The following is a 24,210-nucleotide window of genomic DNA, read 5'->3' as shown; positions in this document are numbered from 1 at the left end:
CCACGATATATTTACCGAAGGATGTTTAAATATGCTTTCATTAAATAAAGCCCCGCTGAACAATTCAGCAGGGCCTTTTGATATGCATTATTTTTTATAATTCACTCCATAGACATCATGGCGTCGGTCTTTGAGTTGACGGACGGTTCCTGATTGGCGTTGGCGGCGGAGGACTTCGAGGTCGACGTCTCCGATCATGACCATTTCGATGTTAGGGTTGGTCTCGCCCACGATTCCATCACGTGCGAATTCAAAGTCGGACGGGGCAAAGATGCCGGACTGGGCATATTGAATGTCCATATTTTCCGTTTGTGGAAGATTTCCGACCGTACCGGAAATGACTGTGTAGATCTGATTCTCCACTGCACGTGCCTGGGCACAGTATCTGACGCGAAGATAACCTTGACGGTCCTCTGTACAGAATGGGGTGAAGATGATTTTTGCACCCTTGTCTGTAGCAATGCGCGCAAGCTCTGGGAATTCAATATCATAGCATATTTGAATCGCGATCTTCCCGCAATCCGTATCGAAGACCCTGACAGAATCCCCGGGGCTGATCCCCCACCATTTCCGTTCATTCGGTGTGATATGAACTTTGTATTGCTTCTCGATCGTCCCATCACGACGGAAAAGATAGGCAATATTGTAGATCTCATCGTTTTCTTCCTTGACGAAGTGTGAACCCCCGATGATATTGACATTGTACCTGACAGCAAGGTCCGTGAATAATTCAATATAATCCTCAGTGAAGTCTGTCAACCGTCTTACTGCAAGGCTTGGTGATTGAATATTCAGGAATGACATGAGCTGGGTGGTGAAAATCTCAGGGAACACCACGAAATCTGATTTTGCATCGGAAGCCACATCGGTGAAGTACTCCACCTGATTGGCAAACTCTTCAAAGGAGTTGATTTTCCGCATCATATATTGAACGACACAGATCCGGACCGGATAGCTCGTTTTGAAGTGACGTTTGCTGGATGGACGGTAGTCGACATTATTCCATTCCATCAGTGTGGCATATTTATGGGACCTCTTATCATCCGGCAGGTAGTTCGGATTGATCCTCATCAGGGTGAATCCGTTCAGAAGCTGGAACGAAAGGACTGGATCGTAAATCTTGTGACGCCCCACGGAATCCACATACTCCCTTGGAGACATTTCATCAGAATGTTTATGATAATTCGGGATGCGTCCCCCGATGATGATACTCTTTAAATTCCACTGCCTGGCAAGGTCCTTTCTGGCTTCATACAAACGGTGACCTACCTTCATGCGCCGGTAATCAGGGTGCACCATCACTTCGATCCCGTACAGGTTATAGCCGTCGGGATTGTGGTTCGTTATGTAACCATTATCCGTTACATCATCCCATGTATGGCGGTCGTCGTATTCATCAAAGTTGATGATCAGACTCGAGCATGATGCGATGATCTCCCCATCTAATTCTGCTACGAGCTGACCTTCCGGAAACACTTCCAGATGACTTTCCAGATGCTCCACTTTCCATGGATCCATCCCTGGAAAGCAGACAGACTGCATATTGATGATATCTTGAATGTCCTTATGTTCCATTGGACGGATGATCATTTTCTTTTCAAATTGTGATAAGTCCAGTTTTTCTGCCATTTATGATCTACTCCTTCATAAAATACCTGAATTATATACCCTTATAGTGCACTGTTGAAACGAAGTTCATGACAGTCCATTTCTTTTATTTTAGCAAAGGGGTGAGGATTTTTTGAAGAAATATGATTTGTCTTTACTCAAATAAAAAAGTCCTTAAAAATAGAAGCATCCGATGATTAGGATGCTTCCTTTCATTTAACCTTTAAAATAATACACCGTCGCTTCCCATGGGTTTAAAGTAAATGCATCTTTTTCATGCAGTTCTTCGTTTGATATGAGGATTTCCGTTTGAGTGATATCAAAGGAAGCGATGTTGTCGATGACTTGCTCTTCTCCTGATACATTGCAAAGAACGAGGATCTTTTCATTCCCATGTGTTCTCGTATAGGCATATACGGAAGGGTGATCTGCATAGTGAAGCTCGAACGATCCGTATGGAATGATGTCATGCTCTTTGCGGATCGCAATCAATTTTTGATAGTAGTAGAAAATGGATTCTGGATCGTTTAAGGCTTTTTCGGCATTGATCTCTCTGTAGTTCGGGTTGCTGGCGATCCATGGTTCCCCTTCTGTGAATCCACCGTGTTCCGTGTCGTCCCACTGCATAGGAGTCCTTGCATTGTCTCTTCCTTTTACGTAAATGGATTCCATGATTTCCTCTGGATCCATACCCTGGGCTATTTTTTCCCGATACATGTTCAATGTTTCGATATCCCGGTATTCATCAATGGAAGAGAAGCGGACATTCGTCATACCAAGCTCTTCCCCCTGATAAATGTAAGGCGTCCCCTGCATCATATGGAGGAGGGTCGCAAGCATTTTCGCAGACTTCACCCGATACTCTCCATCTTGTCCAAGTCTTGAGACGATTCTTGGCTGATCGTGGTTGTTCCAGTACAGACTGTTCCAGCCCTTCCCGTGAAGTTCCGTTTGCCATTTAGTCAGGATTGATTTCAATTTTACAAGATCGAACGGAATGACGTCCCATTTCCCTCCCGGTCCCGAATCGACATCCATATGCTCGAATTGGAATACCATATTGACTTCATTACGGTCTTCACCTGTGTAAAGTACCGCTTCCTCGGGTGTCACCCCCGGCATCTCCCCAACCGTCATCGCCTCATAATGGGAGAGGACCTCCTGATTCATTTCCTGAAGAAATTCATGGATCCGTGGACCGTTCATAAAGTACTCATGACCGGAAGCATACGGTTTACCTTCAGGGTTCGGCGCATCCGGTAACGTAGGTACTTTCGATATAAAGTTAATGACGTCCATACGGAAACCGTCGATTCCTTTATCCAGCCAGAAGGTCATCATGTCATAAATTCCCCGGCGCAACTTCGGATTTTCCCAGTTGAGATCCGGCTGCTTTTTCGAGAAGAGATGTAGGAAATACTCTTCTGTTCCCTCATCATATTCCCAGGCAGAACCGCTGAATACAGATTCCCAGTTATTCGGCTCTTTACCGTCCTTTCCTTCACGCCATATATAATAATCACGATAAGGATTATCCTTTGATTTCCTCGATTCCACAAACCAGCCGTGCTCATCGGAAGAGTGATTCACCACAAGATCCATCACAAGCTTCATCCCACGGTTATGCATTTCTTCAAGCATTTCCTCCCAATCAGCCATCGTGCCGAACTCATCCATGATTTTTTTATAGTCGCTAATATCATAGCCATTATCATCATTCGGGGATTCATAAACAGGGGATAACCATATCACATCAATGCCCAGTTTTTTTAAATAATCCAATTTAGAGATGATTCCTTTAATATCCCCGATGCCATCACCATTGCTATCCATGAAACTGCGAGGGTAAATTTGATAGACCACCGATTCTTTCCACCATTTTTTTGTCATATGTGTTTTCCTCCTGTTCAGCATCAAGCAAGCGTTTTCTGCAACCGCTTGCACAAATCGTTAAAAAAATATCACATTTCTTCATAAAGTTTTCTCATTTTACTTTTATAATAATATCATACTATAATTTGATAGAATATACGTAGAAAGGAATTCTATATGAATAAAAAAGCAGATTCTCTGTTATTCCTGGCTTGGGCCTCTTCCCTGGTCGCCACGATGGGGAGTTTATATTTCTCTGAAATCATGAAATATGTGCCATGTGAATTATGTTGGTATCAGCGGATATTAATGTATCCGATGGTGATTTTATTAGGAGTGGCTTATGTACGCAAAGATTTTAAAGCGGCATTATATTCTACCATTTTTTCCGGCATCGGCCTTCTCATTTCCATTTATCACTACTCTATCCAAAAAGTTTCGATCCTGACTGAGAGTGCCCCAGCCTGCGGACGCGTTCCTTGTACAGGTGAATACATCAACCTGTTCGGTTTTATCACAATTCCGTTTCTTGCACTCTTGGGGTTCATCATCATCTTCATTTCAAGTGTGATCGTCTTAAAAGCTATAAAGGAGGAAAACTAGATTGAAAAAAATCATCATATTCCTGGTGGCGATCGTCGGATTATTCGCAGCCATCGCCATTGTCACAAGCGTCCAGAACAGTCAAAAAGCCGAGGGAAATAAGTTCAAAAAAGCGAAACTCGACCCTGCTACCGTTGAGCTGCTGGATGATCCAAACTATCAAAACGTCATCCTTCCCGAAGAACTGGAAGAGACATTAAAGAATAAAGAAGAAGCGACCGTATACTTCTACAGCTCTACTTGTATCCACTGTAAAAGAACGACACCTACCCTCGCACCTCTTGCCGAAGATATGGGAGTCGACATGGTTCAGTACAATCTGCTTGAATTTGAACAGGGCTGGGATCAATACGGAATCGAAGCCACCCCTACACTCGTCCATTATGAAAATGGAAAAGAAGTGGCGAGAATTGTAGGAGAACATCCTAAAGAAGATTTCAAGGCATTTTTCGAAGAGAACGTAAAATCAGAATAAAAAAAAGAGGGGCTGACTTTTCCACGAGTCAGCCCCTTTCAAGTGAGGAGGAATTTCAAGATGAAGATACGTTGTATCTTCAAGATTAACTTAGTACTTGCTATTTTCCCCTCACAAGAACCTTTCAAACATGCTAATGTGAATTTTCTAAAGTATCTAACTATTAAGGACGTGATATAACCTACACAAGCAGCTGGTTATCCGCTCTCGAGTATATGCTCAGATTATGCTTACAGTCCGATTCTTCCGTAAATTGATCATACGATAAAGGGAAGAACATGCCAAAGCTTTGAAGGATCCCGGCATTATGATAGAACATATCTTCATATAGGTCTTCTTTTGAGCCGCTTTCAATGATGGAAATCAGCGTTTGCAGGCTTGAGATCACTTGAAATGCTTCCTTCAGAGTCCCGAAATATTCAAAGTTCCTCGTCGTCGTATGTAATACTTGCATATCATCGAATTGTTCGATTTCATCATCTGTGAAATAATCAGGGAAAATAGTACAATACATGTACTGTATAAGCTCTTGGATTTTATCTTCCTGTTCATGTGTTGATGCTAGTAAAACTTTCACCATCATAGCCCACCTTTGTAACGGTTGTAATCTCTCTGTAATAGATATATTAAGGATAACATAGAAGTAGAACCAACAGCGTGGTAATTATACCCATGAATTGGGTTGAATAGGTGCTATGGTAGGCTTAAATACCCACAAGAGTATAAGATATTTGTCATTTAAAGGGGTTTTTTGATGAAAACACGGAAAATAGGCGAACGATTCGACCTAGTCATTCCAAATGATTGGAAAAATGTAACGATTGAAACAATTCTTAGAAAACACTGGCAGGCTCCTAAGAAACTGGTTCATTCCATGAGGATGGACGGTGATGTCAAAGTAAATGGAGAGTTGACTTCATGGACTTCCCCACTCTCACAAGGAGATATTCTACAGATTCGACTATTCAAGGAAGTCGAATACGATGTTCCCCCGACCTACGGGGAGTTAGACGTCTTGTTTGAAGATGAACATCTGATTGTGGTCAATAAACCTGCCGGGATCGATACCCATCCAAATACTCCTGATGAAACGGATACCCTGGCCAACCTTGTCGCTTTCCATCATCAGGCAAATGGTGAGAGATGCCGCGTGTTGCACATCCATCGGTTGGATCGCGATACGTCCGGAGCAATCATCTTCGCCAAGCATCCATTAAGTAAAGCGATCCTTGACCGCCTTCTTGCCGAAAGACAAATCAAGCGTACCTATCATGCCCTCGTTCACGGTCGATTGAAGCAAAAAAAAGGCACTATCTCAGAACCGATTGGGAGAGATCGTCATCACAATACGAGAAGGAGGGTTTCGCCTTCCGGTCAGGATGCAGTCACCCATTATAACGTAATGGAAGTCAGGAATCCATATACACTCGTCGAAGTACAGCTTGATACCGGCCGTACACACCAAATCCGTGTACATATGAGCCACATCGGACACCCTCTGGCTGGCGACACATTATATGGGGGAAAGCCGGTCTTCACCAGGCAGGCACTGCATGCAGCCCGAATTTCGTTCCCTCATCCGCTGACAGGGGAACGGATTGAATGTGAAGCTGATTGCCGTGATGATATTGGGTTGTAATGGAGTGAATTCAAAGGAAATCTGAACGCATCAAAAAGACCAGGTCATTCAAAATCATGAGTGACCTGGTCTTTTTATCATTATTTCAATCCATTTTTTACCGCTTCAGCGATTTGGATCGTACGGCGGGTTTGGTGTTTTACGGCAGGCTCGACGGATTCGACCATATTGCCTTCCCCATCGACCGTTACACTCGTACCGTATGGATTCCCTCCAGTTGCAAAGCTTGATTGATCTGTGTATCCAGGTGCTGCGATGATGGCACCCCAGTGCATCATGGTTGTATAAAGAGCCAGAACCGTTTGCTCCTGTCCACCGTGTGAGTTGCTTGCAGATGATGTGGCACTCACTACTTTGTTGGCCAGTTTCCCATTGAACCACAGTCCTCCGGTTGTATCCAGGAACGCCTTGACTTGAGAAGGCACGTTACCGAATCTGGTAGGAACGTTGAATAGATAAGCATCTGCCCACTCCAAGTCATCAAGGGTCGCTACCGGAACCGTATCTTTTGTTTCATTATAGTGCTTTTCCCATGCCGGGTTGGAAGCAATCGCTCCTTCTGGTGCAGTCTCTTCAAAGCGAAGTAATTTCACCTCTGCCCCCGCTTCTTTTGCAGCTTCTTCGGCCCATTTCGCCATCTGATAGTTTGTTCCTGTTGAACTGTAATACATGATTGCCAATTTTACGTTAGACATAAAATCTCTCCTTTAATTATGTTTTTTATAATAAATGGGTGAAACACAGATTAGGGTTGCATGTAAATCCATTAAGCAAATAATAGTGCATCTATTGAAAAGCTCCCTGCACCAACAAGGGCTACTCCCAGTGCCACAACAATGAGCATCACATTATATTCTGTACCATTTTGTGTCGCCCAATAACCGTTTGCACCATGAACCTTCACGATGGCCACGATCATAGTGCCAATGATGAGCAGTGCACCTAATGGCGTAAGGAAGCCTGCGGCAAACAATAATCCACCCGCTACTTCGGATATCCCTGCAAATAACGCCATCGTCCTTCCCGGCTTGATTCCAATCGATTCAAAGAATCCTCCCGTACCCTGGACACCATGTCCTCCGAACCACCCAAATAATTTCTGTGTTCCATGAGCAGCGAATGTCAATCCTACTACTAAACGAATAACCAATAAACCGAACGCAGCCAATGCTGTCATCTTTTTTCCTCCTTCTTGTTTTCCCTTCGAGATTCACCTTTAAACATTTCAAATTCAATTATTCTTACGTCAATTATCTTGAATATGAGATATATAATTAAAAAAATAAGACAAGTTATCTCGAATGTGATTATTTTGATTTCGAGATAATTGTATAATATCCTTCTCCTCTCTGTCAACAACTATTTGCAACATTTATTGAAATGGGCTGGACGAAAAAAAGAGGTCCGTCCCTTTGCATGAGGGACGGACCTCTTTCGAAAGATCGATATTAAAAATCGAAGTTGTCTGGATCTGGACCAAAACGTTCGTCTAGATTCAGTTGGTTGATTTGATTCATTTCTTCCAGTGAAAGCTCGAAATTGAATAAATCTGCATTTTCTTTGATGCGGTTTTCATGGACTGACTTTGGAATGATGATGACATCATTCTGAAGGTGCCAGCGAAGAATCACCTGTGCAGCAGACTTTTCATGCTTCTCTGCAATGTGGTTTAATGTAGGTTCATCCAGTACCCGCCCTTGAGCGATTGGTGACCACGCTTCGACTGCGACATTGTGTGAAGCACAGAATTCTCGTATTTTCTCCTGGTTCAGACGGGGATGTAACTCGATTTGATTTAATACAGGCTTTTCATTGCCATTTTTCATCAAATCTTCAAGATGATGCTGATGGAAGTTACTTACACCGATTGATTTGATCAATCCTTCGCCATGAAGTCTCTCCATTGCTTTCCATGTATCATTGTACTTTCCTTCCACCGGCCAGTGAATGAGATACATGTCCAGATAATCCATATCGAGCTTCTTCAGGCTCGTTTCAAATGCTTTTAACGTCGTATCGTAGCCTTGATCGCTATTCCATACTTTCGAAGTGATGAACAGGTCCTCTCTCGCTACGCCACCTTCTTTCACCCCTTGCCCTACGCTTTCTTCATTGTCGTAGATCGCGGCGGTATCGATGGAACGGTATCCGGACTGAATCGCTGTACGGACGGCCTGTACCGTCTCAGACGGATCTTTCATTTGGTAAACTCCTAAACCGACATAAGGAATTTCGATTCCGTTATGTAGTGTCTTCGTGCTTTGTAAGTTTTTCAACATATTGCATCCCTCCTGACTCATTATTTTACAAAGTTAAACGCCAGAAAGCTAATTTTATGATTCCGGAGTATTCTATGAGAGTAAAAAGGTCCGTCCCTCGGTTTTGAGGGACGGACCTTTTCTTCTACATTGCCTATTGACCGATAAATTGTTCTCGTTTCTTTCCTATGAATGCAAGTTTATGAAGGGGACGTGTCATGGCAACGTACTGGAGCTTGATGTCGAGTTCGTTTTCCGGGTTGAATGCTTCATCCACCGCAGCGATGATCACCACGTCAAACTCGAGTCCCTTCGAGAGATAGGAAGGAACGACGACAATCTGATCTTTCGGGATCGATTCCTGTTCTTCCAATAGCTTTACTTTCCCTGGCTGCCTCTCTTGAAGGATTTCACTGATTTTCACACAGTCCTTCATGCTTTTTCCAATGACGGCGAAGGTTTGGAATCCTTCTTTCCGTCCTAACTCCACTTCCTTCTCGATGAAGGAAGCGAGTTCATCCACTTCCACATACTCATCAAAGCTCGGAGAATCTCCGTGTCGCACCACCGGATTCACTTGCGGAAAATCATAGGGCAGGAGACTAAGCAGTTTATTCGCTTCCTCCATGATTTCAATCGTCGTACGGTAGCTTTTTTGAAGCTCGGTGTACGTCGCCCTCGGAAAGATATCCCGATAGACCGGTTCCCAGGACTGAAGGCCCCGGTATGAGTGGATCCCTTGAGCGAGATCCCCCACCAGTGTGAACATGTCGGTCTCAAGTGCCCGCTTCAATGAATAGAGCTGCATATAACTATAATCCTGTGCTTCATCTATGACGATGTTTTTTGCTTTGTGGAATTTATCGATTCCGAACAAATGGGATTGCAAGTATAGGAGAATGGCCAGATCCTCTACTTCATACTGCTTTTTCTTCGCATATTTCAATGTGTACTGACAGAGCCGTTCCGCCTGTCTCCCGCTGAGCTCCCCCTTCGAGTAGGAAGCAAGGCGCACGGGATCTGAGAACAACTCAATGAAATATTGATGAAGTGTTTTCTTTTCAAACTGCTTCATGTATCCATTGACACTTGTCCGTATTGCTTTCTTGATTTCGTCCACACGCTCGAGTTTCTTATCCAATGCTTTCGAGACATATTCCTTTCGGTTCCCTGCCTTTGAACGTTCAAAGAGTGCGGTTTCAATCCGCTCATCAAAAAATTTCTCGACCTTCTCAACCATTTGCTTCTTGTTCGACCGTACATAGCTTTGAAGGAGTGACTTCAGCTTTTCCATCCGGCGATAGATTGGCATATACGTATATTCCTCTTTGAAAAGGTGAGTGAACCTTTTGGCGGTGTAGAGCTTGTATTTATCCACATAGAAGTCCTTTGAAGTATAAAAGCGCTGTTCGACTTCTTCTATATAATGCTCGAGAATTCTCCTGAATGCTTTAGACCCTTTGAATCCTGATATCCATGATGCGGTCTCTACTTTTTCATCATGGGTCTCGATCAGTTGAATAAGCTTATTATCTTCTACAATCGTAAGCTTCTTTTCTAAGCAGGTCATGACATAATCCGTGAATGTCGTTTGCCTTACCCGCTCCACCCCAAGTTCCGGCAGCGCTTCTGAAATATAGTCAATGAACAAATTACTCGGGGCCAGGATCATCAGTTGCCTCGGATCAAAATGCTGTTTATAGTTATAAATAAAATAAGAAATCCGGTGAAGGGCAATGGTTGTTTTCCCACTTCCCGCCGCCCCCTGTACAATGATCGGCTTGTTCAAGTCGGCCCGGATGATCCGATTCTGTTCCTCCTGGATGGTAGAAATGATTTCAGTCAAACGGTTACTGGAGCTTTTGGCTAATGAATCCTGAAGCAGTTCATCCGTGGTGGTTAAGTCAATATCGCGAATCTCTTCCATGAGTCCATCCTCGATCATGTATTGGCGCTTCAGGGATAAATCTCCCTCGTACGTTTCACCTTCAGCCTCGTAAGAGACATCGCCGATCCTTCCTTCGTAGTACAGGTTTGCGATGGGGGATCTCCAGTCGACGATGATTTGCTCCTGATTTTCACGCTGATACAAGGAGGTCTTCCCGATATAATGCTTCTCCACCTTGCCGGAGCCCTCATGTTGAAAATCGATCCGGGCAAAGTACGGTTTCGTCTTTGCTTTCGTAAGGGACTCCAATTCTTCTTTGGACATCTCAAAAAAGCTTGAGTTCGTCAAGATATCGATGTAGGCGGCACTCGACTCTCCCCAATCAATATCTCCAAAAGCTTTTTCCATGTTTTCCTTATACTTTTCCTTACTCGTCAGGGATGTGCTGATGACTACGTCAATATAGCGCTTCGTAAACTCTAATCGTTCTGATTCAATTGAAAAATCGGGATGAATAGTCGATTCCTTTGTCATACATTTCTCCTTCCAATTGTTTTAGCCGCAATGGAGAAAAAACGTCTTCCCACTTCCACCAAGGTAACGACTCTTGATGGGGAAAACGTTGATTAAGACACATTGAAATCTGTAAAAATTATGTAGGCGTTTGGGAGCAGAAATATATATTATCAGATAATTCAGGAATAAACAAGTAGAAAAACCCTTCACCTAAACAGATGAAGGGTCCTTCACTTGATCCACAGGAAACACAATCTGAAAACCAGTCCCCTTACCCACTCGGCTCTCCACGGTAATGACACCCCTCATGGCTTCGATGATCCGGTAGGAAACCATCAGTCCGATGCCCGTCCCCTTTTCCTTCGTAGAGAAATAAGGTTCGCCGAGTCTCTCTTGTTGATCCGGGGTCATTCCGACGCCAGTATCAATGATGGATATGCTTACGGTCCCTTTTTGAACCTTCGAAAGAATGGTGAGTGTGCCCCCATCAGGCATGGATTCAATGGCGTTTTTCATGATGTTGAGAAATGCCTGTTGGAAACTGCGGGTGTTCCCTATGATGGAGGCATCCTCGATCCGTTTATGTACGAGGACCGATTGTTGATTGCTCAAGGGCTCAACCATGTCGGCGAGCTTATGGAGCTGCTCCGAAATGGAGATGTTCTCCACTTGATCCGGATCCGGTTTAGCGAACGTAAGATAATCGTTGATGATTTCTTCTGCCCGGTTCAGTTCGGATGATGCGATCGTTAGATATTGTTCCCTTTTTCCTACAGGAAGATTTTCCTGATGGAGCAGTCTCAGGAATCCCTTGATCACCGTTAAAGGATTTTTCACCTCATGGGAAATGCTGGCAGCCAACTGAGCGAGCACTTCCATTTTTTCTATTTTCACGAGGGCTTGTTTGATTTGAATCTGTTTAAGCAACGTCTCACAAATGTATGTCAGGATCAGCATGCCCAGGGAAGGGAGAAAAATAAAATTTATCAGATAGCTTTCGTCGATCACAAACACAGTCATCGCCTTCGCAATAAGAGCTGCTACGATGGAATGAACTGTAAAAAGCACCACAGAGAATATGATCTTCTTCCGGCTTGATAACCGGTTGAAATCGAACCATTTCATCCCGATGACCGTCAAGAGGTAGATCACGGCATATATCACGAATGCCACCATACTCCAACTGTAGATCATCGTCCTCGATACCAATAAGACAGCGAGCAATGCGAGGCCTGTAAATGGACCTCCATACAGAATGCCGAGAACAAACGGGATCATCCTGAGATCGTGGACACAGTAGGGGTTATTGTATATGGGGGAAAGCATGCACAGAATAATGGCGATACTTAAAGAAACAAGGGTTGCGAACCTTGTATACCAACCTTGTATCATCTTTTTTTCAACAAGGAAAAAAATTAAAAAAATACTCAAAATGATATAAAAGAAATTATTAATGACATCCTGATTAAAAATAATCATCCTGACCCTTTGACCTTTCACCGAAATTGTCTTCTTTATAAAAATTCTACCATACTAATCCCTCTATCGTTACAATTATATATGTAACTTGTTATTTACATAAGAGAACTCTCCTGTACTACAGGAGAGTCATCACCTTACACCGTTTTCAATTGTTCACCAAGATATTTTGCCAGCTCGAGCATTCCGTATTGCCCGGACTTCGACTCGGCCTCTTTATTGTAATTCGTATTCGTGTTCACATCATACGTGTAGATGTTACCTTCTTTGTCCTGAATAAATTCAATCCCGGCAATATCGATTGTATTCGCATGCAAAAACGCTTCATATGATGTCAGGATCTCATGTGAAAAGTTCTCCCTGATCTGAAACTTAGGCTTGTCTTCCTGTTCCCCTACAGGACAGAATAGGTCATCCACCTGACATACGTCAGCAGGACATAATTCGAATCCATCCGATGTATCCACCTTTACTGCATACATGAACTTACCACCTATAAACTCACAGCGTGTAATCGATGCATCGGGTGCTTCGATGTACTCCTGTATAAGTGTCGTGCCGTCTAATGGCTCTTCAAAGTCGTCACTGTACACATAATTCTTCAATGCTTCCACCGAATGGAACAATTGCACTCCCAAACCTTTTCCTGCACGATTATGCTTCGTGATGAAAGATGGTTTACCAAGCTTTTCACAAGCTTCGATTATTTGTTCTTTCCCAACGGCTGCAATGGTTTCCGGTGTCTTGATGCCGGCAGCATTCAAAGCTGTATACTGATTTACTTTACTAACTTCCAAGCGAAGGGCACGGCTTCCATTCAGGACCTTTCTTTCGTTTCGCTCTAACCAGGATAGAACGCTCTCCGTCAACTCCGGTGCAAAACGATGGTTTCGCGTATGAGACGACGCACTGATTCGATTATAGAAAATACCTTCCGGCGGCTTTGATGATAATTCGACGAGTCCACGATCAAGGAACCATTCCTCATATGGCAGTTGTAGCTCATCAAGCCTGGCCGTTAAATGATTGGTCCATTCACTGTTTTCATGAATGATATGAATTTTTTTCATGATCATTACCCCATTTGTTCGTATGATTTTAAATATACAGTCTTTTAACACAAAGTAATCCTACTATAAAAGTAGGATTTAGGCAATGATCATGAATTCACTTTAACTTACGATCCGTCCTCATTTGAATTTTCATGCCGCTTTTCGTCAGGAGATCACGGGCTTTGACCGGTACCGCTATGCGGGCACTCCTAAAATCGTCCTTCAGAATGTCTCTGATTTCCTGCAGGACTTCAAGATTGTTCGTTCGATGAACCTTAGAAGCCTGATCACTGGCAGTTAAACGATTGAGCAGTTTAACCATTAGAAAAATACTCGTGGCAATCAGAAGAAGGTCAACCAATGAGCCCAGGAACTTCCTCAATCCAATCACTCCTGTCTTATCTGAAGATGCTTCACTACTTTAAGATATGGGGAAAAGGAGCGTGTTATGAAGGCTAATTCCTTAAAAAAGATATTTTCCTATGATGGCGATCAATACAATACATGCGACAACTCCCATCAGGATGACGAGCATTTTTTCTTCATTGTTCCCCTGCATGGTTTTCCCTCCCTCTAATGAGCAGCATGACTTACACGCTTCCCCGTTCAAACAATCTTGTGTTCAATATGACCGGATCAGGATGTTCCGATTCAAGAAAGAGTTTAAACGCTTCTTCCCCCACCTTTCTTATCGGTACTTCAAAAGATGTGATATCCAGGGCATCGGAAAGGGGATGGTTATCAAAGCTCAGGATAGCCAGGTCGTCTGGAATCCTGATTGATCTTTTTCCCGCCTCTGCCACCATTCCCGCAGATACTTGATCGCTCGTTACAATAAGGGCAGAGGGCTTCTCTTCCATCCGTTCCCATTCACTCAACACATCCCGTCCGTCCTGAAGATCGTAGCAGTCATTGAAGATCCACTCGTCACGAACGGGATGGCCGGCAGCCTCTGCGCTGTCGAAGAATCCCCGGATCCGCTCTTCGCTATTCGTCCCAAATGTTCTGTGCAAACACAACCCGATTCTCGAATGCCCTTTAGAATAAAGATACTGGAGCCCGCTCCGAATCCCCTGATAATGATCAATGAATACCTTCTTATATGTGGGGTCGTATACATTTTCACAAAAAACCACATTCGGACTGATAAATGAAGCAAGAGCATCCAGAGAATTGGAGCGTGACGTCAGGATCAATCCATCGACTTCCTTCATCTGAAGTCGATGAAAGGCATCAAGTTCAGCCCCCCTGTCATAATCCGTCTGAAAAAGCTGGAGGTGATAGCCATGCTTTAACGCTTCCCCCGCTATGCCTTGAAGAATCTCCCCGAAGTAAGGAAGATTCAAATAAGGCAGAATCACTCCGATGCTATAGGTTTTCCCTTTTGATAAATGGACGGCGTTCGCGTTCTTTATGTAGTTTAACTGCTCCACAGCATCCAGGACCTTTCGGCGCTTCTCTTCTTTCACATAAGGATGGTCATTCAATACCCTCGAAACTGTTGACACCGAAACTCCTGCAAGCTTTGCAATACTTCTAATGTTTGTCATACCCATACCCCTTAAGTAACCATATTCCAACCCTAAACGATCTCTTAAAATAACGCTTGCTCTGAAACGCGTTTCACACTTTAAAGTAAAATCATGCAAGGAATACCAATGCTCTTTCATTCCAATAACATGATAAGGAGGCTATACTATGCTCGGCATTTTATCCTTACCCATTCTCTGTGCCATCATCATCGGCGGAAGTTACGCTGCATTAAAGCCCATCCAATTCCACACTTCCTACGATCAAAATGATCCCTTTGAGCACATTTACAACTCTAAGCTCCTTTAACTCGTATGAGGCTTGAACATAATTGTCCATTTTCTCTAAAGACAAAAATTAGTTAGGATCACTTGTTACACCGCTATTGATTTCCGTGCAAGACTTCGCTTTCCTCGGGCGGAAGGCAAGCCTCCTCGTCGCTGTAGCTCCTGCGGGGTCTTACCTATTCCGCTTTTCCCGTAGGAGTCTTCGTCTTGCACTCCAATCAATAGCTAGACCCTGCTTTATACACTGAAGACGCTTTAGCAATAATTATAGAAGGACCATTTCACCAAAGTTGTTATACATACACAGACTGCAGTTTTCGAATGTTCGCTCATTTTGGATGTGTCGGAGCAAAATGAGTCATTCAGGATAGGTTAGAAAAGTATGTTTTACAGTAATCGGTCACTGCAACTAATAGAATAGGAGTTGGTGAATGTGATTGTAAAGCACTCTCTACATTACATTGTTATAGTGAAGACTTACACTTGGAAAGTTGATTGGAGCGGAAGGTGCTCGACTCCTGCGGGAAACGCGGGAAAGTTGAGACCCCGCAGGGCAAAGCCCGAGGAGGCTCAACTCACGCCCCGCGGAAAGCGAGCACCTGCAGCGGAAATCAACCACTACTCGCTACAGCCAAAAGCAACAGTATTTACTATGCAAAACATCCACCGAAGATCGCTCTTTCACACATCCTAAAACTTCATTCCTTGACGCATACTAAAACGTCGGTTATATTGTTCGTATTGCTTAACAACTTACAAAAAGTAAGTAACATACAATTATATACCACATTATAACATTTCTTCATACATCAAGGAGGCATACTCATGGATAATTTCTTTCAAATCGTCGACGAACGCCGCTCCACGAAAGTATACGACCCTCAGGTGGAAATCCCCCGTGAGGAATTGGTCAGCCTGTTAGAGGCGGCTGGGAAAGCTCCATCTGCCTGGAATCTGCAGCAATGGAGATTCCTTGTATTTGACCAAAAAGAAGTGCAGGAACGCCTGCTTCCGATCGCCTATCACCAGCAGCAGGTACATGATGCTTCTGCTGTCGTAGCTATACTTGGTGACCTAGAAGCCAATAAGAACATCGATCCCGTCTTTGATCCTGCCATTGAGAAAGGCGAAATGACGGCGGAAATCAAAGAGGTGCTGAAGAAGCAGATCGAAGGTGCGTACAGCCGTGAGGAATACCCTCGGGACGCTGCATACAGCAATGCGTCACTCGCTGCCATGCAATTCATGCTTGCCGCAAAAGCGAAGGGCTGGGACACTTGTCCGATCGGTGGATTCAATCCGGCTGCCCTCGTTTCTGAATTCAAAGTATCCGGGCGTTATCTTCCGATCATGCTGATCACAATCGGAAAACCGCTTCAAAAAGCTCGAAAGACAGATCGACTGGACATCCGAAACTTAATTGATTGGGCAGAATGATTGCCTGTTACTAAAGCCACATCCTGAATGGGATGTGGCTTCTTTAGTGTGAGTTAGAATAGGACGCTCTTTTCAATCTGCTTCATTTCATAGAAATAGCCTTTTTGTCTCATAAGCTCCTGATAGCTTCCTGATTCCACCACACTCCCCTGATCCATGACGATGATTTGGTCCATTTTTTCAAGACCTGTCAATCGATGACTGATCAGAACCAGCGTATCCCCGTCGGCTGCTGAATACAGATGGTCAAATATTTCTTTTTCCATCAGTGCATCAACGGAAGATGTCGGTTCGTCGAGCAACCATAATGGTGCGCCTTTCAAAAGGGCCCTTGCAATCGCCAACCGCTGCTTTTCCCCTCCGGAAAGATTCTCTCCTTTTTCCAATACTTCATCCTCTAAAGAAAGGTGATCCAGTTTCACTTTATCCAATGCCGACATCATTTCTCCATCTGTCAAATCATGACGCACGAGCATCAGATTTTCTTTGATTGTACCGTAAAAGAAATGGTTTTCTTGAAGAACAACATTCGCATACCCCCACAATGATTCTTTATCGATATCCTCAATGGACGCATCATTGACAAAAATTGCTCCTTCATCCGTTGGGTAAAAGTGTAATAACAATTGAAGTAACGTCGACTTGCCTGACCCCGATGGTCCTACGACCGCTGTTTTCGAACCTGCGGGAAGCTCGAGATTCACCCCGTTCAGTGTCTTCCTTTCCTCCCCGTCAAAGGAAAAACTCACATCCTTCATGCTAATGGCAGGAACATCCCCTTCAAAAACCGAAGCCATTGGAGGTCCATCCCTCTCGATAGACTCTTCATTCGTGATGGTAGTGAGCCTTGTTGCCGCCCGACGAGAATCTTCATAGTGGGTCGGCAGGATCGCCATGGGTGTGGCGTTTTCAAATACGGTTAATGAGATCATGACAAGCATGGCAAGGAATATTCCGTCCAATTGACCCGCTGCTACTGAATAAGCCCCCAATGCCAAGACGATCCATGAAATGAGCAGGGAAACCAGGATGTTCGTTGAATGACTAAAGAGGGAATATCGGCTCTCCCTTTCCTGTTCGGTCACATACCCTGTCGCTGCCTGGACTAGATTCGCCTCTTTATCTTCCAGTCTCCGGTAGATCTTCAGGTCCCTGAATCCATAAAGAAATTCCGTCACCTCGGTCGATAATCCCCCACGTCTTTCCCGCAGCGTCGCCTCCACTTTTCTCTGTTTAAAAGCGAAGTAGGCTGGGACGATATAGCCTGTCAACAATAGACCTCCGAGTAGGACCAGGGCAATCGAAACAGAGTAAAACACAGTAAATAAAACCGTGCTTAAAAATACCATCACCAGGATCACGGGCGGATAAAAGACACGAAGAAAGAAATTCTGCAGGCTCTCAACATCCCCGACGATTCTTGCAAGAAGGTCCCCGCTCCGATAACGCCCGAAGATCCCCGGTGCTAGGGGCTCGATTTTTTCATAAATGGAAACCCGCAAGTTCGCCAAAATCGTGAACGTGGCCCGATGGGAAAAATAACGTTCCCCATACCGGCTAAGTGCCTTCGTTAAACCAAACAATTTTAACAGAGCAATCATGACGGTCAGGGCATAAAGCGGTACCTCCAAGGCCGCTTTGGAAATTAAATACCCACTTGAAGCAAAGAGTCCCACAGAGGTAATTCCAGCCAGAAAGCCTAAAAGAATCGAATACACAACATCCTTCTTTTCCTTCATCATCAGCTTTACGACAAATTGTAATTCTTTCATCTAATGTTTCACCCCTTGCTGTACATTCACCATATCACGATAGTGAGGAGCCGATTTCATGAGCTCCTCATGAGTTCCAAGCCCAGCCACTTTTCCTTTATCCAACAACAAAATGGCATCTGCTTTTCGTATTGTATGAAGGCGGTGCGCTACTGTAATGACGGTAGAACCCTTAGCCAACTCCTCCATCGACGACTGCAGGATTTGCTCGGTACCAATATCCAGTCCGGTAGTCGGTTCATCAAACAGGATGAGGGACGGACCTTTGAGGAACGCCCTTGCAATGGCAATGCGCTGCTTCTCCCCACCGGAAAGCCCTCTCCCCGCTTCCCCGATCGGTGTATCATATCCCTTCTGAAGTCCAGCGATCATTTCAGCAATCCCCGCTTTTTCAGCAGCGGATACGATTTCTTCTCGAGTGATCCCTTTTCTTCCCCCGACCGCAATATTTTCAGCTATCGTGCCAGAGAATAAGTACGGGTTCTGTGAAATGTAACTCAATTGATCAAACCAGTCACTTTCCGCGTATTCGCTTCTCGGGACTCCATTAATGAGAAGGTCTCCCTCAGAAAGATCAAGCAGACCTGCCAGCAGATGAAGGAGGGTTGTCTTCCCCGCTCCACTCTGACCGATGACCGCCACCTGGCTCTGTGAAGGGAAGGAGGCGGTGACCCCTTGAAGGGCATAGCCTTTTTCACTGTAGGAGAACCCGAGGTTACGCAGTTCGATGGTGGGAGGAATCCCATTTGAATTGAACTCCCTTTCCCCCCATTTGACCGGCTGACCCTTTTCCTGAAGCTCCTCCATGACCTTCTTTGCGGCCCCCATGCTCCCACGACCGGTATGAAATGCATTCCCCAGCTCTTTTAAAGACTGATAGAATTCCGGTGCCAGGACAAGAACGAAGAAAGCGGTAAAGAATGGGATACTCTCAAAGACTACCAATCTCAGCCCCACCTCCAGGGCGATCAGGCCGATGCTTAACATGGAAATGAACTCAAGCATCAAGGAAGACAAAAATGCCGTCTTCAATACATCCATGGTCGCTTCCCGGAAATCCAGACTGCTTGATTTGATCCCCTCTTTCTGTTGCTTCCCCTTCCCAAGTAACTTTAAAGTAGGCAATCCTTGAAGAGTATCGAGGAACCTCCCGGAAAACGCGGTCAGCTTATCCATCTGCTTCTCTGATTTCTTCTTGGTCATGACTCCGATGATGGCCATGAATAATGGGATGAATGGAGCCGTCACCACCATGATCAAACCTGTATACACATGCTCAGTGAAGATGGTGATCAACAGGATTAAAGGAACGATGGTGGTCTGGATCCTTTGAGGAATATACTGACTGAAAAATCCGTCCACCCCATCGACCGCATCCATCATCGTGCTGACCTTTTGACCCGATTGACCTTGAATGGTGGCCTGAAGGGGATTCTTTGCCCATTTCTTTAACAGCCGTTTCCTCAGGTCCCCCTTCACCTTTCTTGCCATCCTGATTCCGATCCGGCCATTGACAAATGAAAGGGCGGCCCTCCCTATGAGTATGAGAAGCAAAGCCCCAAGCATCGGGAGGATCTCCTGGAACCCGAGCTTCTCTATGAATATTGAATGAACAATGCTTACGAGCAAATACGCCTGCCCAACAACGACTCCTCCCATCAACAGGGAAGTCCCGTAAAGCGTCATGGTCGATGCTCTTTGCTCTTTGGCTAATTGATTAAGCTCTTTCATATTTTCTCTCAACCCCAAAAGTTAAAAGTTAGTGAAATACTTCACAATCTATATTATAGTAAACTTGTTCCGTTCATGCATCTTTTGGGATTGACCGTTTTGTGACAATTTTCTAGTGAGAATCCAGAAAAATTCATTTTTATAGTAAATCACACTCTAATGACCAATAAAAAATAGAGAGGAAAATAACCTCTCTACCTATTTCAAATCAAATTTCCAATAAGTCCTTCGTCACCCGCCTGATGATCTCCGGCAGGACGGAGAACGTATAAGGTTTATACACTCTTTCGGTCCATTGATGCCCATCTTTCCCGTAGACTCCTATATTGATGGAGGGGATGTTCAGTTTTCTGATCATATCGATGGGCACCGGGTACAGGTGATCAATGAGGGGCAGATTCTTCTTGAAAACCTCGATATCTTCATCTTCTTCGTGAAGGGAAAGAAAGCTGCCATCTGCAAGATATGGGAAAAACCGTTTGATGACGAATTCTTCGCCTGTCTCATTTGATATGTCATCCAAGCAGGTTCCGAGCACCTCTCTCACCTTCTTGCCGTACTCATTTTCCTCATTCACAAAATTATGTGGTAAAAAAGGCGGAGCGAAGAACAAGATGACCCTTGGTGTCCGGTCGGGATCAAGATGCTGGAGGGCTTCCACCATTGAAAAAGCAATCGTCCGTCGGTCCTCCCCTTCCATATCATGAAAGATTTTCTTCATGACGGGGTCCGGATCTATGCCCCTTTCTTTCAGCCAGAATATATACTCCCTTAACGTAAGGACTTCCACTTCCCATGAAAATTCCCGTTCAGGGAATCCGTGATAGTTGCGGTACTGTTCAAACTGCCTTTTGCTTCGCTCTTCCATTTCACTTACTACCTTCAAAGCGACCTTTTTCATGTCGTACAGCACTTCACGAGCCGTTCTTTCATATACAAAATAATTGAAATACAGAGACGCGCTGAGTGGTGTCTGAACATTATACGTATGCTTATCCTCTTTAAAATGTAAACATGAAGGCGGCAGGGTGAACTCCCCGGGGATATCCTCGAGATAATCAAGATTCTGATTGATTTCGAGATTGATCTTCGAAGCGATCACGGTTGGATCAATCGATGTCAAAACATCCCCTACATGTGCTTCTCTTCCATATATATAGAAACTTGGCAGCAGCTTCCCCGCTGCTCCCGTATAAATATACCGTTTACAATCCCCGTCATAAATAGGGGAAATGAAGTCTGTGTTGATTGCTGCTAAATAGTCAAAGCCTTCGTTTTTCAAGCGGTGGAGATCACTTAAAGCCGCAATCATCCCGGCATGCTCACTTTCTTCATCCCCATTGAACAGGAAGAGTAAATTCCCATCCGGCTGTTTTTCCCCTGTATGATATAAAAGATTCGCTAAATGGACGGCGATCCCGCTCTGCATATCCAAGGAGCCCCTCCCGAACAGCCAGTTTCCTGAAAGGGCATCTTCTTTTACCTTCTCCTCCCCTTCATAATCCATGAAAAACTTCTGCAGAAAATCCGGGTCATGGGCCATATCCTGGAGGGCCCCATAATCATCTGTTCCCACCGTATCGTAATGGGCATGAAATACGACGGTTTTAGAAGACGCCCCTTTTACAAAGGCAAAGACGTTCTTCCTTCCAATCGGATCATTAGGGACTTCCTGTAGCCAGACTCTTTCGGGATGATGCTTGAAATAAGGAAACGATGAGATCAATTTATATATAAATAGGGCTTTCTCACTTTCGCCGGTTGTACCGTTATAACTTTTCAGAGCGATTAAGGATCGTGTGATGAGTTCGATCTGTTCAGAAGTTGACTTGTTTTTCAGTTGAGTATACATAGTACCGCCCCTTTCTTAAAGAAATATGAGCCTATGCGTGGTAAATCGTTCAATGCATGGGCATTATAGAAACTGATTCCTCTATAATTGATAACATCTTATCGAAAAAGAATGGGGTTTGGAAGGGGTTTCAAGATATTTTCTTAAAAATAATTCGGTCTTTTCTATTGAAATTCGTTCTATTACCGAATATTATAGAAGTTGTGTGTTTTTAATGTTCGTTTTTATTGGAGGTTTTACGATGTTTAAATTAAAGGAAAACGGTACGGATCCCAAAACGGAAATACTTGCCGGTATTACAACATTCCTGACGATGGTATACATAGTGGTTGTGAATCCCATCATCTTATCCGATGCGGGTGTCCCGTTTGATCAGGTATTCTTAGCAACCATCATATCGGCCGTAGCCGGAACGTTATGGATGGCATTGTTTGCAAATTATCCGATCGCCATTGCACCAGGTATGGGATTGAATGCTTATTTTACTTACTCAGTTGTCGGTGCACATGATGATATTTCATATATCGTTGCTTTTTCTGCCGTTTTCGTAGCAGGGATCGTCTTCATCCTGCTCTCTTTAACACCCTTGCGAAAAAAATTGATCGAAGCCATTCCTCAGAATCTGAAGCACGGAATTACAGCGGGAATCGGTTTATTCATTGCTTTTATCGGATTGCGTCTGACTGGATTGATCCAGGCACATCCGACAAATTTAGTACAGCTTGGGGATCTTCATTCCCATTCAGCACTTCTTGCATTGACCGGATTGGCCGTCACACTGATCCTCATGGTCCTGAACGTCCATGGAGCCCTGTTCATCGGGATGATCGTGACTGGATTGATTGCGTACTTTACGGGAGACCTTTCCTTTAAAGAAGGATTCGTCGCCATTCCCCATCTTCCTGAAGGACTGATGGTAGCAAACCCGGTAACGGCTTTTGCCGACGTCTTCCAGTATGGATTATACGCGGTCGTCTTCTCATTTTTACTTGTCACCATCTTTGACACGACGGGAACGATGATCGGAGTGGCACAGCAGGCTGGACTTATGAAAGGAAACACCCTTCCGAGGGCCAGGCAGGCACTTCTAGCCGATTCCATCGCGACAACGATCGGTGCGATGTTCGGGACGAGCCCGACATCCGCATATATCGAGTCTTCGGCTGGCGTTTCTGCCGGGGGAAGAACGGGATTGACAACCTTGACCGTATCGATCCTGTTTATCGCTTCCGCCTTTTTCGGGCCATTGGTCAATTCCGTATCTGGGATCTCTGCCATTACGGCTCCTGCCCTGATCATCGTGGGCAGCCTGATGATGGGAAGCATTTCCCAAATTAAATGGGATCAGCTGGATGAAGCCTTTCCAGCATTCCTCATCATCCTGAGCATGCCTTTAACATCCAGCATCGCAACGGGGATCGCACTGGGATTCATTTCTTATCCTTTACTGAAAGTAGTGAAAGGACAATGGAAACAAGTACATCCACTTGTTTATATCTTTGCTGTCCTGTTCTTCTATCAGCTGGCGTTCCTGCCTCATTGATTCAGATAGATACTCGAAAGACCGTTCACAGTGAACGGTCTTTTTTAAATGAGCTGCGATTATATTCTTTTTACACTCTCGAGATTTCTATCATGGAATGCTAAACAATATACATCCGGCATCTCAAGTTCTCTCCAGAATTCCACATCATATCCCGCGTCAAAATAATTCATGATCAGGACCATAATATTTCCGTGGGTTCCAATCACCACGTTTTTACCAGTATATTCTTCCAATATTTTAAATATCCCCTCGACACCCCTCTTTTGAGCGGTAAGATTCGACTCTCCGCCTTCCAGTGCAAGGGAAGGATCAGCCCAAACCGATGAAATGGCTTCCTGAAAGTTTTCGACAGGCACCGAGGATAGTGTGCGCTCTCTCATCTCAGACACCAATGTAATTTCCTGATCGATATGCCGGGCTATTCCTTCTACCGTTTCAACGGCTCTTTTGTAGGGACTGGAACAAATCACGTCAATCCCTTCTTTTATCAGTCGTTCCGTCACCTTAAGAGCGTCCCTTCTTCCCTTTTCAGACAGGGGCCTCGTTAACTCTTCCGGCGTATAAATCGAGTGGGCATGCCTGACAAGATATAATTTAGTCACGGTCACATCCATTCACTCCTTTCTCTTAGACAACAATAAATAGGGCCGCCCGTTTGAACAGCC

Annotated in this window: 21 protein-coding genes; 6 read left to right on the top strand and 15 right to left on the bottom strand. The window is 44.4% G+C overall.

Annotated elements, in window-relative coordinates; genetic code table 11:
• Window positions 1-87: 87 nt before the first annotated feature.
• Window positions 88-1,629, bottom strand: coding sequence for a bifunctional GNAT family N-acetyltransferase/carbon-nitrogen hydrolase family protein (locus tag M1J35_RS09570; RefSeq protein ID WP_061810936.1), 1,542 nt, complete (start codon window positions 1,627-1,629; stop codon window positions 88-90).
• Between the two features lie 195 nt (window positions 1,630-1,824).
• Complete coding sequence (locus tag M1J35_RS09565) at window positions 1,825-3,498, bottom strand: glycoside hydrolase family 13 protein (RefSeq protein ID WP_254653512.1); 1,674 nt, start codon at window positions 3,496-3,498, stop codon at window positions 1,825-1,827.
• 159 nt (window positions 3,499-3,657) lie between these two features.
• Between M1J35_RS09565 and M1J35_RS09560 the strand changes: the two genes are divergently transcribed.
• Together M1J35_RS09560 and M1J35_RS09555 are read left to right on the top strand one after the other, a co-directional pair.
• On the top strand, window positions 3,658-4,083 hold the full coding sequence (locus M1J35_RS09560; protein WP_254653511.1) for a disulfide oxidoreductase: 426 nt from the start codon (window positions 3,658-3,660) through the stop codon (window positions 4,081-4,083).
• 1 nt (window position 4,084) lies between these two features.
• The gene (locus M1J35_RS09555; protein WP_254653510.1) at window positions 4,085-4,558 is read left to right on the top strand and encodes a thioredoxin family protein; all 474 of its coding nucleotides are present in this window, start codon (window positions 4,085-4,087) and stop codon (window positions 4,556-4,558) included.
• Window positions 4,559-4,739: 181 nt separating this feature from the next.
• On the opposite strand, the gene M1J35_RS09550 is transcribed toward M1J35_RS09555, so the two are convergent.
• Window positions 4,740-5,141 (bottom strand): DUF5365 family protein, encoded by a 402-nt coding sequence (locus M1J35_RS09550; RefSeq protein ID WP_254653509.1) that lies wholly within the window; start codon window positions 5,139-5,141, stop codon window positions 4,740-4,742.
• Between the two features lie 171 nt (window positions 5,142-5,312).
• Between M1J35_RS09550 and M1J35_RS09545 the strand changes: the two genes are divergently transcribed.
• Window positions 5,313-6,197 (top strand): RluA family pseudouridine synthase, encoded by an 885-nt coding sequence (locus M1J35_RS09545; protein ID WP_061810932.1) that lies wholly within the window; start codon window positions 5,313-5,315, stop codon window positions 6,195-6,197.
• 80 nt (window positions 6,198-6,277) lie between these two features.
• On the opposite strand, the gene wrbA is transcribed toward M1J35_RS09545, so the two are convergent.
• The 8 genes from wrbA to M1J35_RS09505 form a co-directional block, all read right to left on the bottom strand.
• Window positions 6,278-6,892: an NAD(P)H:quinone oxidoreductase type IV gene (gene wrbA / locus M1J35_RS09540; RefSeq protein ID WP_061810931.1), complete on the bottom strand. Its 615-nt coding sequence runs from the start codon at window positions 6,890-6,892 to the stop codon at window positions 6,278-6,280.
• Between the two features lie 71 nt (window positions 6,893-6,963).
• Window positions 6,964-7,365: a DoxX family protein gene (locus tag M1J35_RS09535; RefSeq protein ID WP_254653726.1), complete on the bottom strand. Its 402-nt coding sequence runs from the start codon at window positions 7,363-7,365 to the stop codon at window positions 6,964-6,966.
• Window positions 7,366-7,645: 280 nt separating this feature from the next.
• On the bottom strand, window positions 7,646-8,476 hold the full coding sequence (locus tag M1J35_RS09530) for an aldo/keto reductase (RefSeq protein ID WP_254653508.1): 831 nt from the start codon (window positions 8,474-8,476) through the stop codon (window positions 7,646-7,648).
• Window positions 8,477-8,609: 133 nt separating this feature from the next.
• Window positions 8,610-10,877, bottom strand: coding sequence for an RNA polymerase recycling motor HelD (helD, locus tag M1J35_RS09525; protein ID WP_254653507.1), 2,268 nt, complete (start codon window positions 10,875-10,877; stop codon window positions 8,610-8,612).
• A 192-nt stretch (window positions 10,878-11,069) separates the two neighbouring features.
• Window positions 11,070-12,251 (bottom strand): sensor histidine kinase, encoded by a 1,182-nt coding sequence (locus tag M1J35_RS09520; RefSeq protein ID WP_254653506.1) that lies wholly within the window; start codon window positions 12,249-12,251, stop codon window positions 11,070-11,072.
• Between the two features lie 224 nt (window positions 12,252-12,475).
• Window positions 12,476-13,408, bottom strand: a complete 933-nt coding sequence (locus M1J35_RS09515) for an ATP-grasp domain-containing protein (RefSeq protein ID WP_254653505.1) — start codon at window positions 13,406-13,408, stop codon at window positions 12,476-12,478.
• 97 nt (window positions 13,409-13,505) lie between these two features.
• Entirely contained in the window at window positions 13,506-13,772 is a 267-nt protein-coding gene (locus tag M1J35_RS09510; protein ID WP_254653504.1) for an MscL family protein, read from the bottom strand.
• Between the two features lie 208 nt (window positions 13,773-13,980).
• On the bottom strand, window positions 13,981-14,940 hold the full coding sequence (locus M1J35_RS09505) for a LacI family DNA-binding transcriptional regulator (protein WP_179126141.1): 960 nt from the start codon (window positions 14,938-14,940) through the stop codon (window positions 13,981-13,983).
• A gap of 148 nt (window positions 14,941-15,088) precedes the next feature.
• Between M1J35_RS09505 and M1J35_RS09500 the strand changes: the two genes are divergently transcribed.
• Together M1J35_RS09500 and M1J35_RS09495 are read left to right on the top strand one after the other, a co-directional pair.
• Complete coding sequence (locus tag M1J35_RS09500; RefSeq protein WP_254653503.1) at window positions 15,089-15,229, top strand: hypothetical protein; 141 nt, start codon at window positions 15,089-15,091, stop codon at window positions 15,227-15,229.
• Window positions 15,230-16,026: 797 nt separating this feature from the next.
• Window positions 16,027-16,644, top strand: coding sequence for a nitroreductase family protein (locus M1J35_RS09495; protein ID WP_224521125.1), 618 nt, complete (start codon window positions 16,027-16,029; stop codon window positions 16,642-16,644).
• 53 nt (window positions 16,645-16,697) lie between these two features.
• Here the strand turns inward: M1J35_RS09495 and cydC are convergent, their stop codons facing one another.
• The 3 genes from cydC to M1J35_RS09480 form a co-directional block, all read right to left on the bottom strand.
• The gene (gene cydC / locus M1J35_RS09490) at window positions 16,698-18,416 is read right to left on the bottom strand and encodes a thiol reductant ABC exporter subunit CydC (protein WP_254653502.1); all 1,719 of its coding nucleotides are present in this window, start codon (window positions 18,414-18,416) and stop codon (window positions 16,698-16,700) included.
• Window positions 18,417-20,147, bottom strand: a complete 1,731-nt coding sequence (cydD, locus tag M1J35_RS09485) for a thiol reductant ABC exporter subunit CydD (protein WP_254653501.1) — start codon at window positions 20,145-20,147, stop codon at window positions 18,417-18,419. It abuts the gene before it with no gap.
• Between the two features lie 208 nt (window positions 20,148-20,355).
• The gene (locus M1J35_RS09480; RefSeq protein WP_224520598.1) at window positions 20,356-21,999 is read right to left on the bottom strand and encodes a M20/M25/M40 family metallo-hydrolase; all 1,644 of its coding nucleotides are present in this window, start codon (window positions 21,997-21,999) and stop codon (window positions 20,356-20,358) included.
• A gap of 241 nt (window positions 22,000-22,240) precedes the next feature.
• Between M1J35_RS09480 and M1J35_RS09475 the strand changes: the two genes are divergently transcribed.
• Window positions 22,241-23,542 carry an NCS2 family permease gene (locus M1J35_RS09475; RefSeq protein ID WP_254653500.1) on the top strand — a complete coding sequence of 434 codons (1,302 nt, stop codon included), beginning with the start codon at window positions 22,241-22,243 and terminating at the stop codon, window positions 23,540-23,542.
• Between the two features lie 59 nt (window positions 23,543-23,601).
• Here the strand turns inward: M1J35_RS09475 and M1J35_RS09470 are convergent, their stop codons facing one another.
• The gene (locus M1J35_RS09470; RefSeq protein ID WP_254653725.1) at window positions 23,602-24,147 is read right to left on the bottom strand and encodes a histidine phosphatase family protein; all 546 of its coding nucleotides are present in this window, start codon (window positions 24,145-24,147) and stop codon (window positions 23,602-23,604) included.
• Window positions 24,148-24,210 lie beyond the last annotated feature (63 nt).

The organism is Rossellomorea sp. KS-H15a (genome assembly GCF_024195245.1).
GTDB classification, from domain to species: Bacteria; Bacillota; Bacilli; order Bacillales; family Bacillaceae_B; genus Rossellomorea; species Rossellomorea vietnamensis.
Note: the sequence above shows the minus strand (reverse complement) of the source record. Positions and strands in the feature narration are given on the sequence as shown.

Excerpts from the sequence above, each read along its gene's own strand:
- M1J35_RS09570 (WP_061810936.1), bottom strand. The coding sequence starts at position 1,629 with ATGGCAGAAAAACTGGACTTATCACAATTTGAAAAGAAAATGATCATC.
- M1J35_RS09565 (WP_254653512.1), bottom strand. The coding sequence starts at position 3,498 with ATGACAAAAAAATGGTGGAAAGAATCGGTGGTCTATCAAATTTACCCT.
- M1J35_RS09560 (WP_254653511.1), top strand. The coding sequence starts at position 3,658 with ATGAATAAAAAAGCAGATTCTCTGTTATTCCTGGCTTGGGCCTCTTCC.
- M1J35_RS09550 (WP_254653509.1), bottom strand. The coding sequence starts at position 5,141 with ATGATGGTGAAAGTTTTACTAGCATCAACACATGAACAGGAAGATAAA.
- M1J35_RS09545 (WP_061810932.1), top strand. The coding sequence starts at position 5,313 with ATGAAAACACGGAAAATAGGCGAACGATTCGACCTAGTCATTCCAAAT.
- wrbA (WP_061810931.1), bottom strand. The coding sequence starts at position 6,892 with ATGTCTAACGTAAAATTGGCAATCATGTATTACAGTTCAACAGGAACA.
- M1J35_RS09530 (WP_254653508.1), bottom strand. The coding sequence starts at position 8,476 with ATGTTGAAAAACTTACAAAGCACGAAGACACTACATAACGGAATCGAA.
- helD (WP_254653507.1), bottom strand. The coding sequence starts at position 10,877 with ATGACAAAGGAATCGACTATTCATCCCGATTTTTCAATTGAATCAGAA.
- M1J35_RS09520 (WP_254653506.1), bottom strand. The coding sequence starts at position 12,251 with ATGATACAAGGTTGGTATACAAGGTTCGCAACCCTTGTTTCTTTAAGT.
- M1J35_RS09515 (WP_254653505.1), bottom strand. The coding sequence starts at position 13,408 with ATGAAAAAAATTCATATCATTCATGAAAACAGTGAATGGACCAATCAT.
- M1J35_RS09505 (WP_179126141.1), bottom strand. The coding sequence starts at position 14,940 with ATGACAAACATTAGAAGTATTGCAAAGCTTGCAGGAGTTTCGGTGTCA.
- M1J35_RS09500 (WP_254653503.1), top strand. The coding sequence starts at position 15,089 with ATGCTCGGCATTTTATCCTTACCCATTCTCTGTGCCATCATCATCGGC.
- cydC (WP_254653502.1), bottom strand. The coding sequence starts at position 18,416 with ATGAAAGAATTACAATTTGTCGTAAAGCTGATGATGAAGGAAAAGAAG.
- cydD (WP_254653501.1), bottom strand. The coding sequence starts at position 20,147 with ATGAAAGAGCTTAATCAATTAGCCAAAGAGCAAAGAGCATCGACCATG.
- M1J35_RS09480 (WP_224520598.1), bottom strand. The coding sequence starts at position 21,999 with ATGTATACTCAACTGAAAAACAAGTCAACTTCTGAACAGATCGAACTC.
- M1J35_RS09475 (WP_254653500.1), top strand. The coding sequence starts at position 22,241 with ATGTTTAAATTAAAGGAAAACGGTACGGATCCCAAAACGGAAATACTT.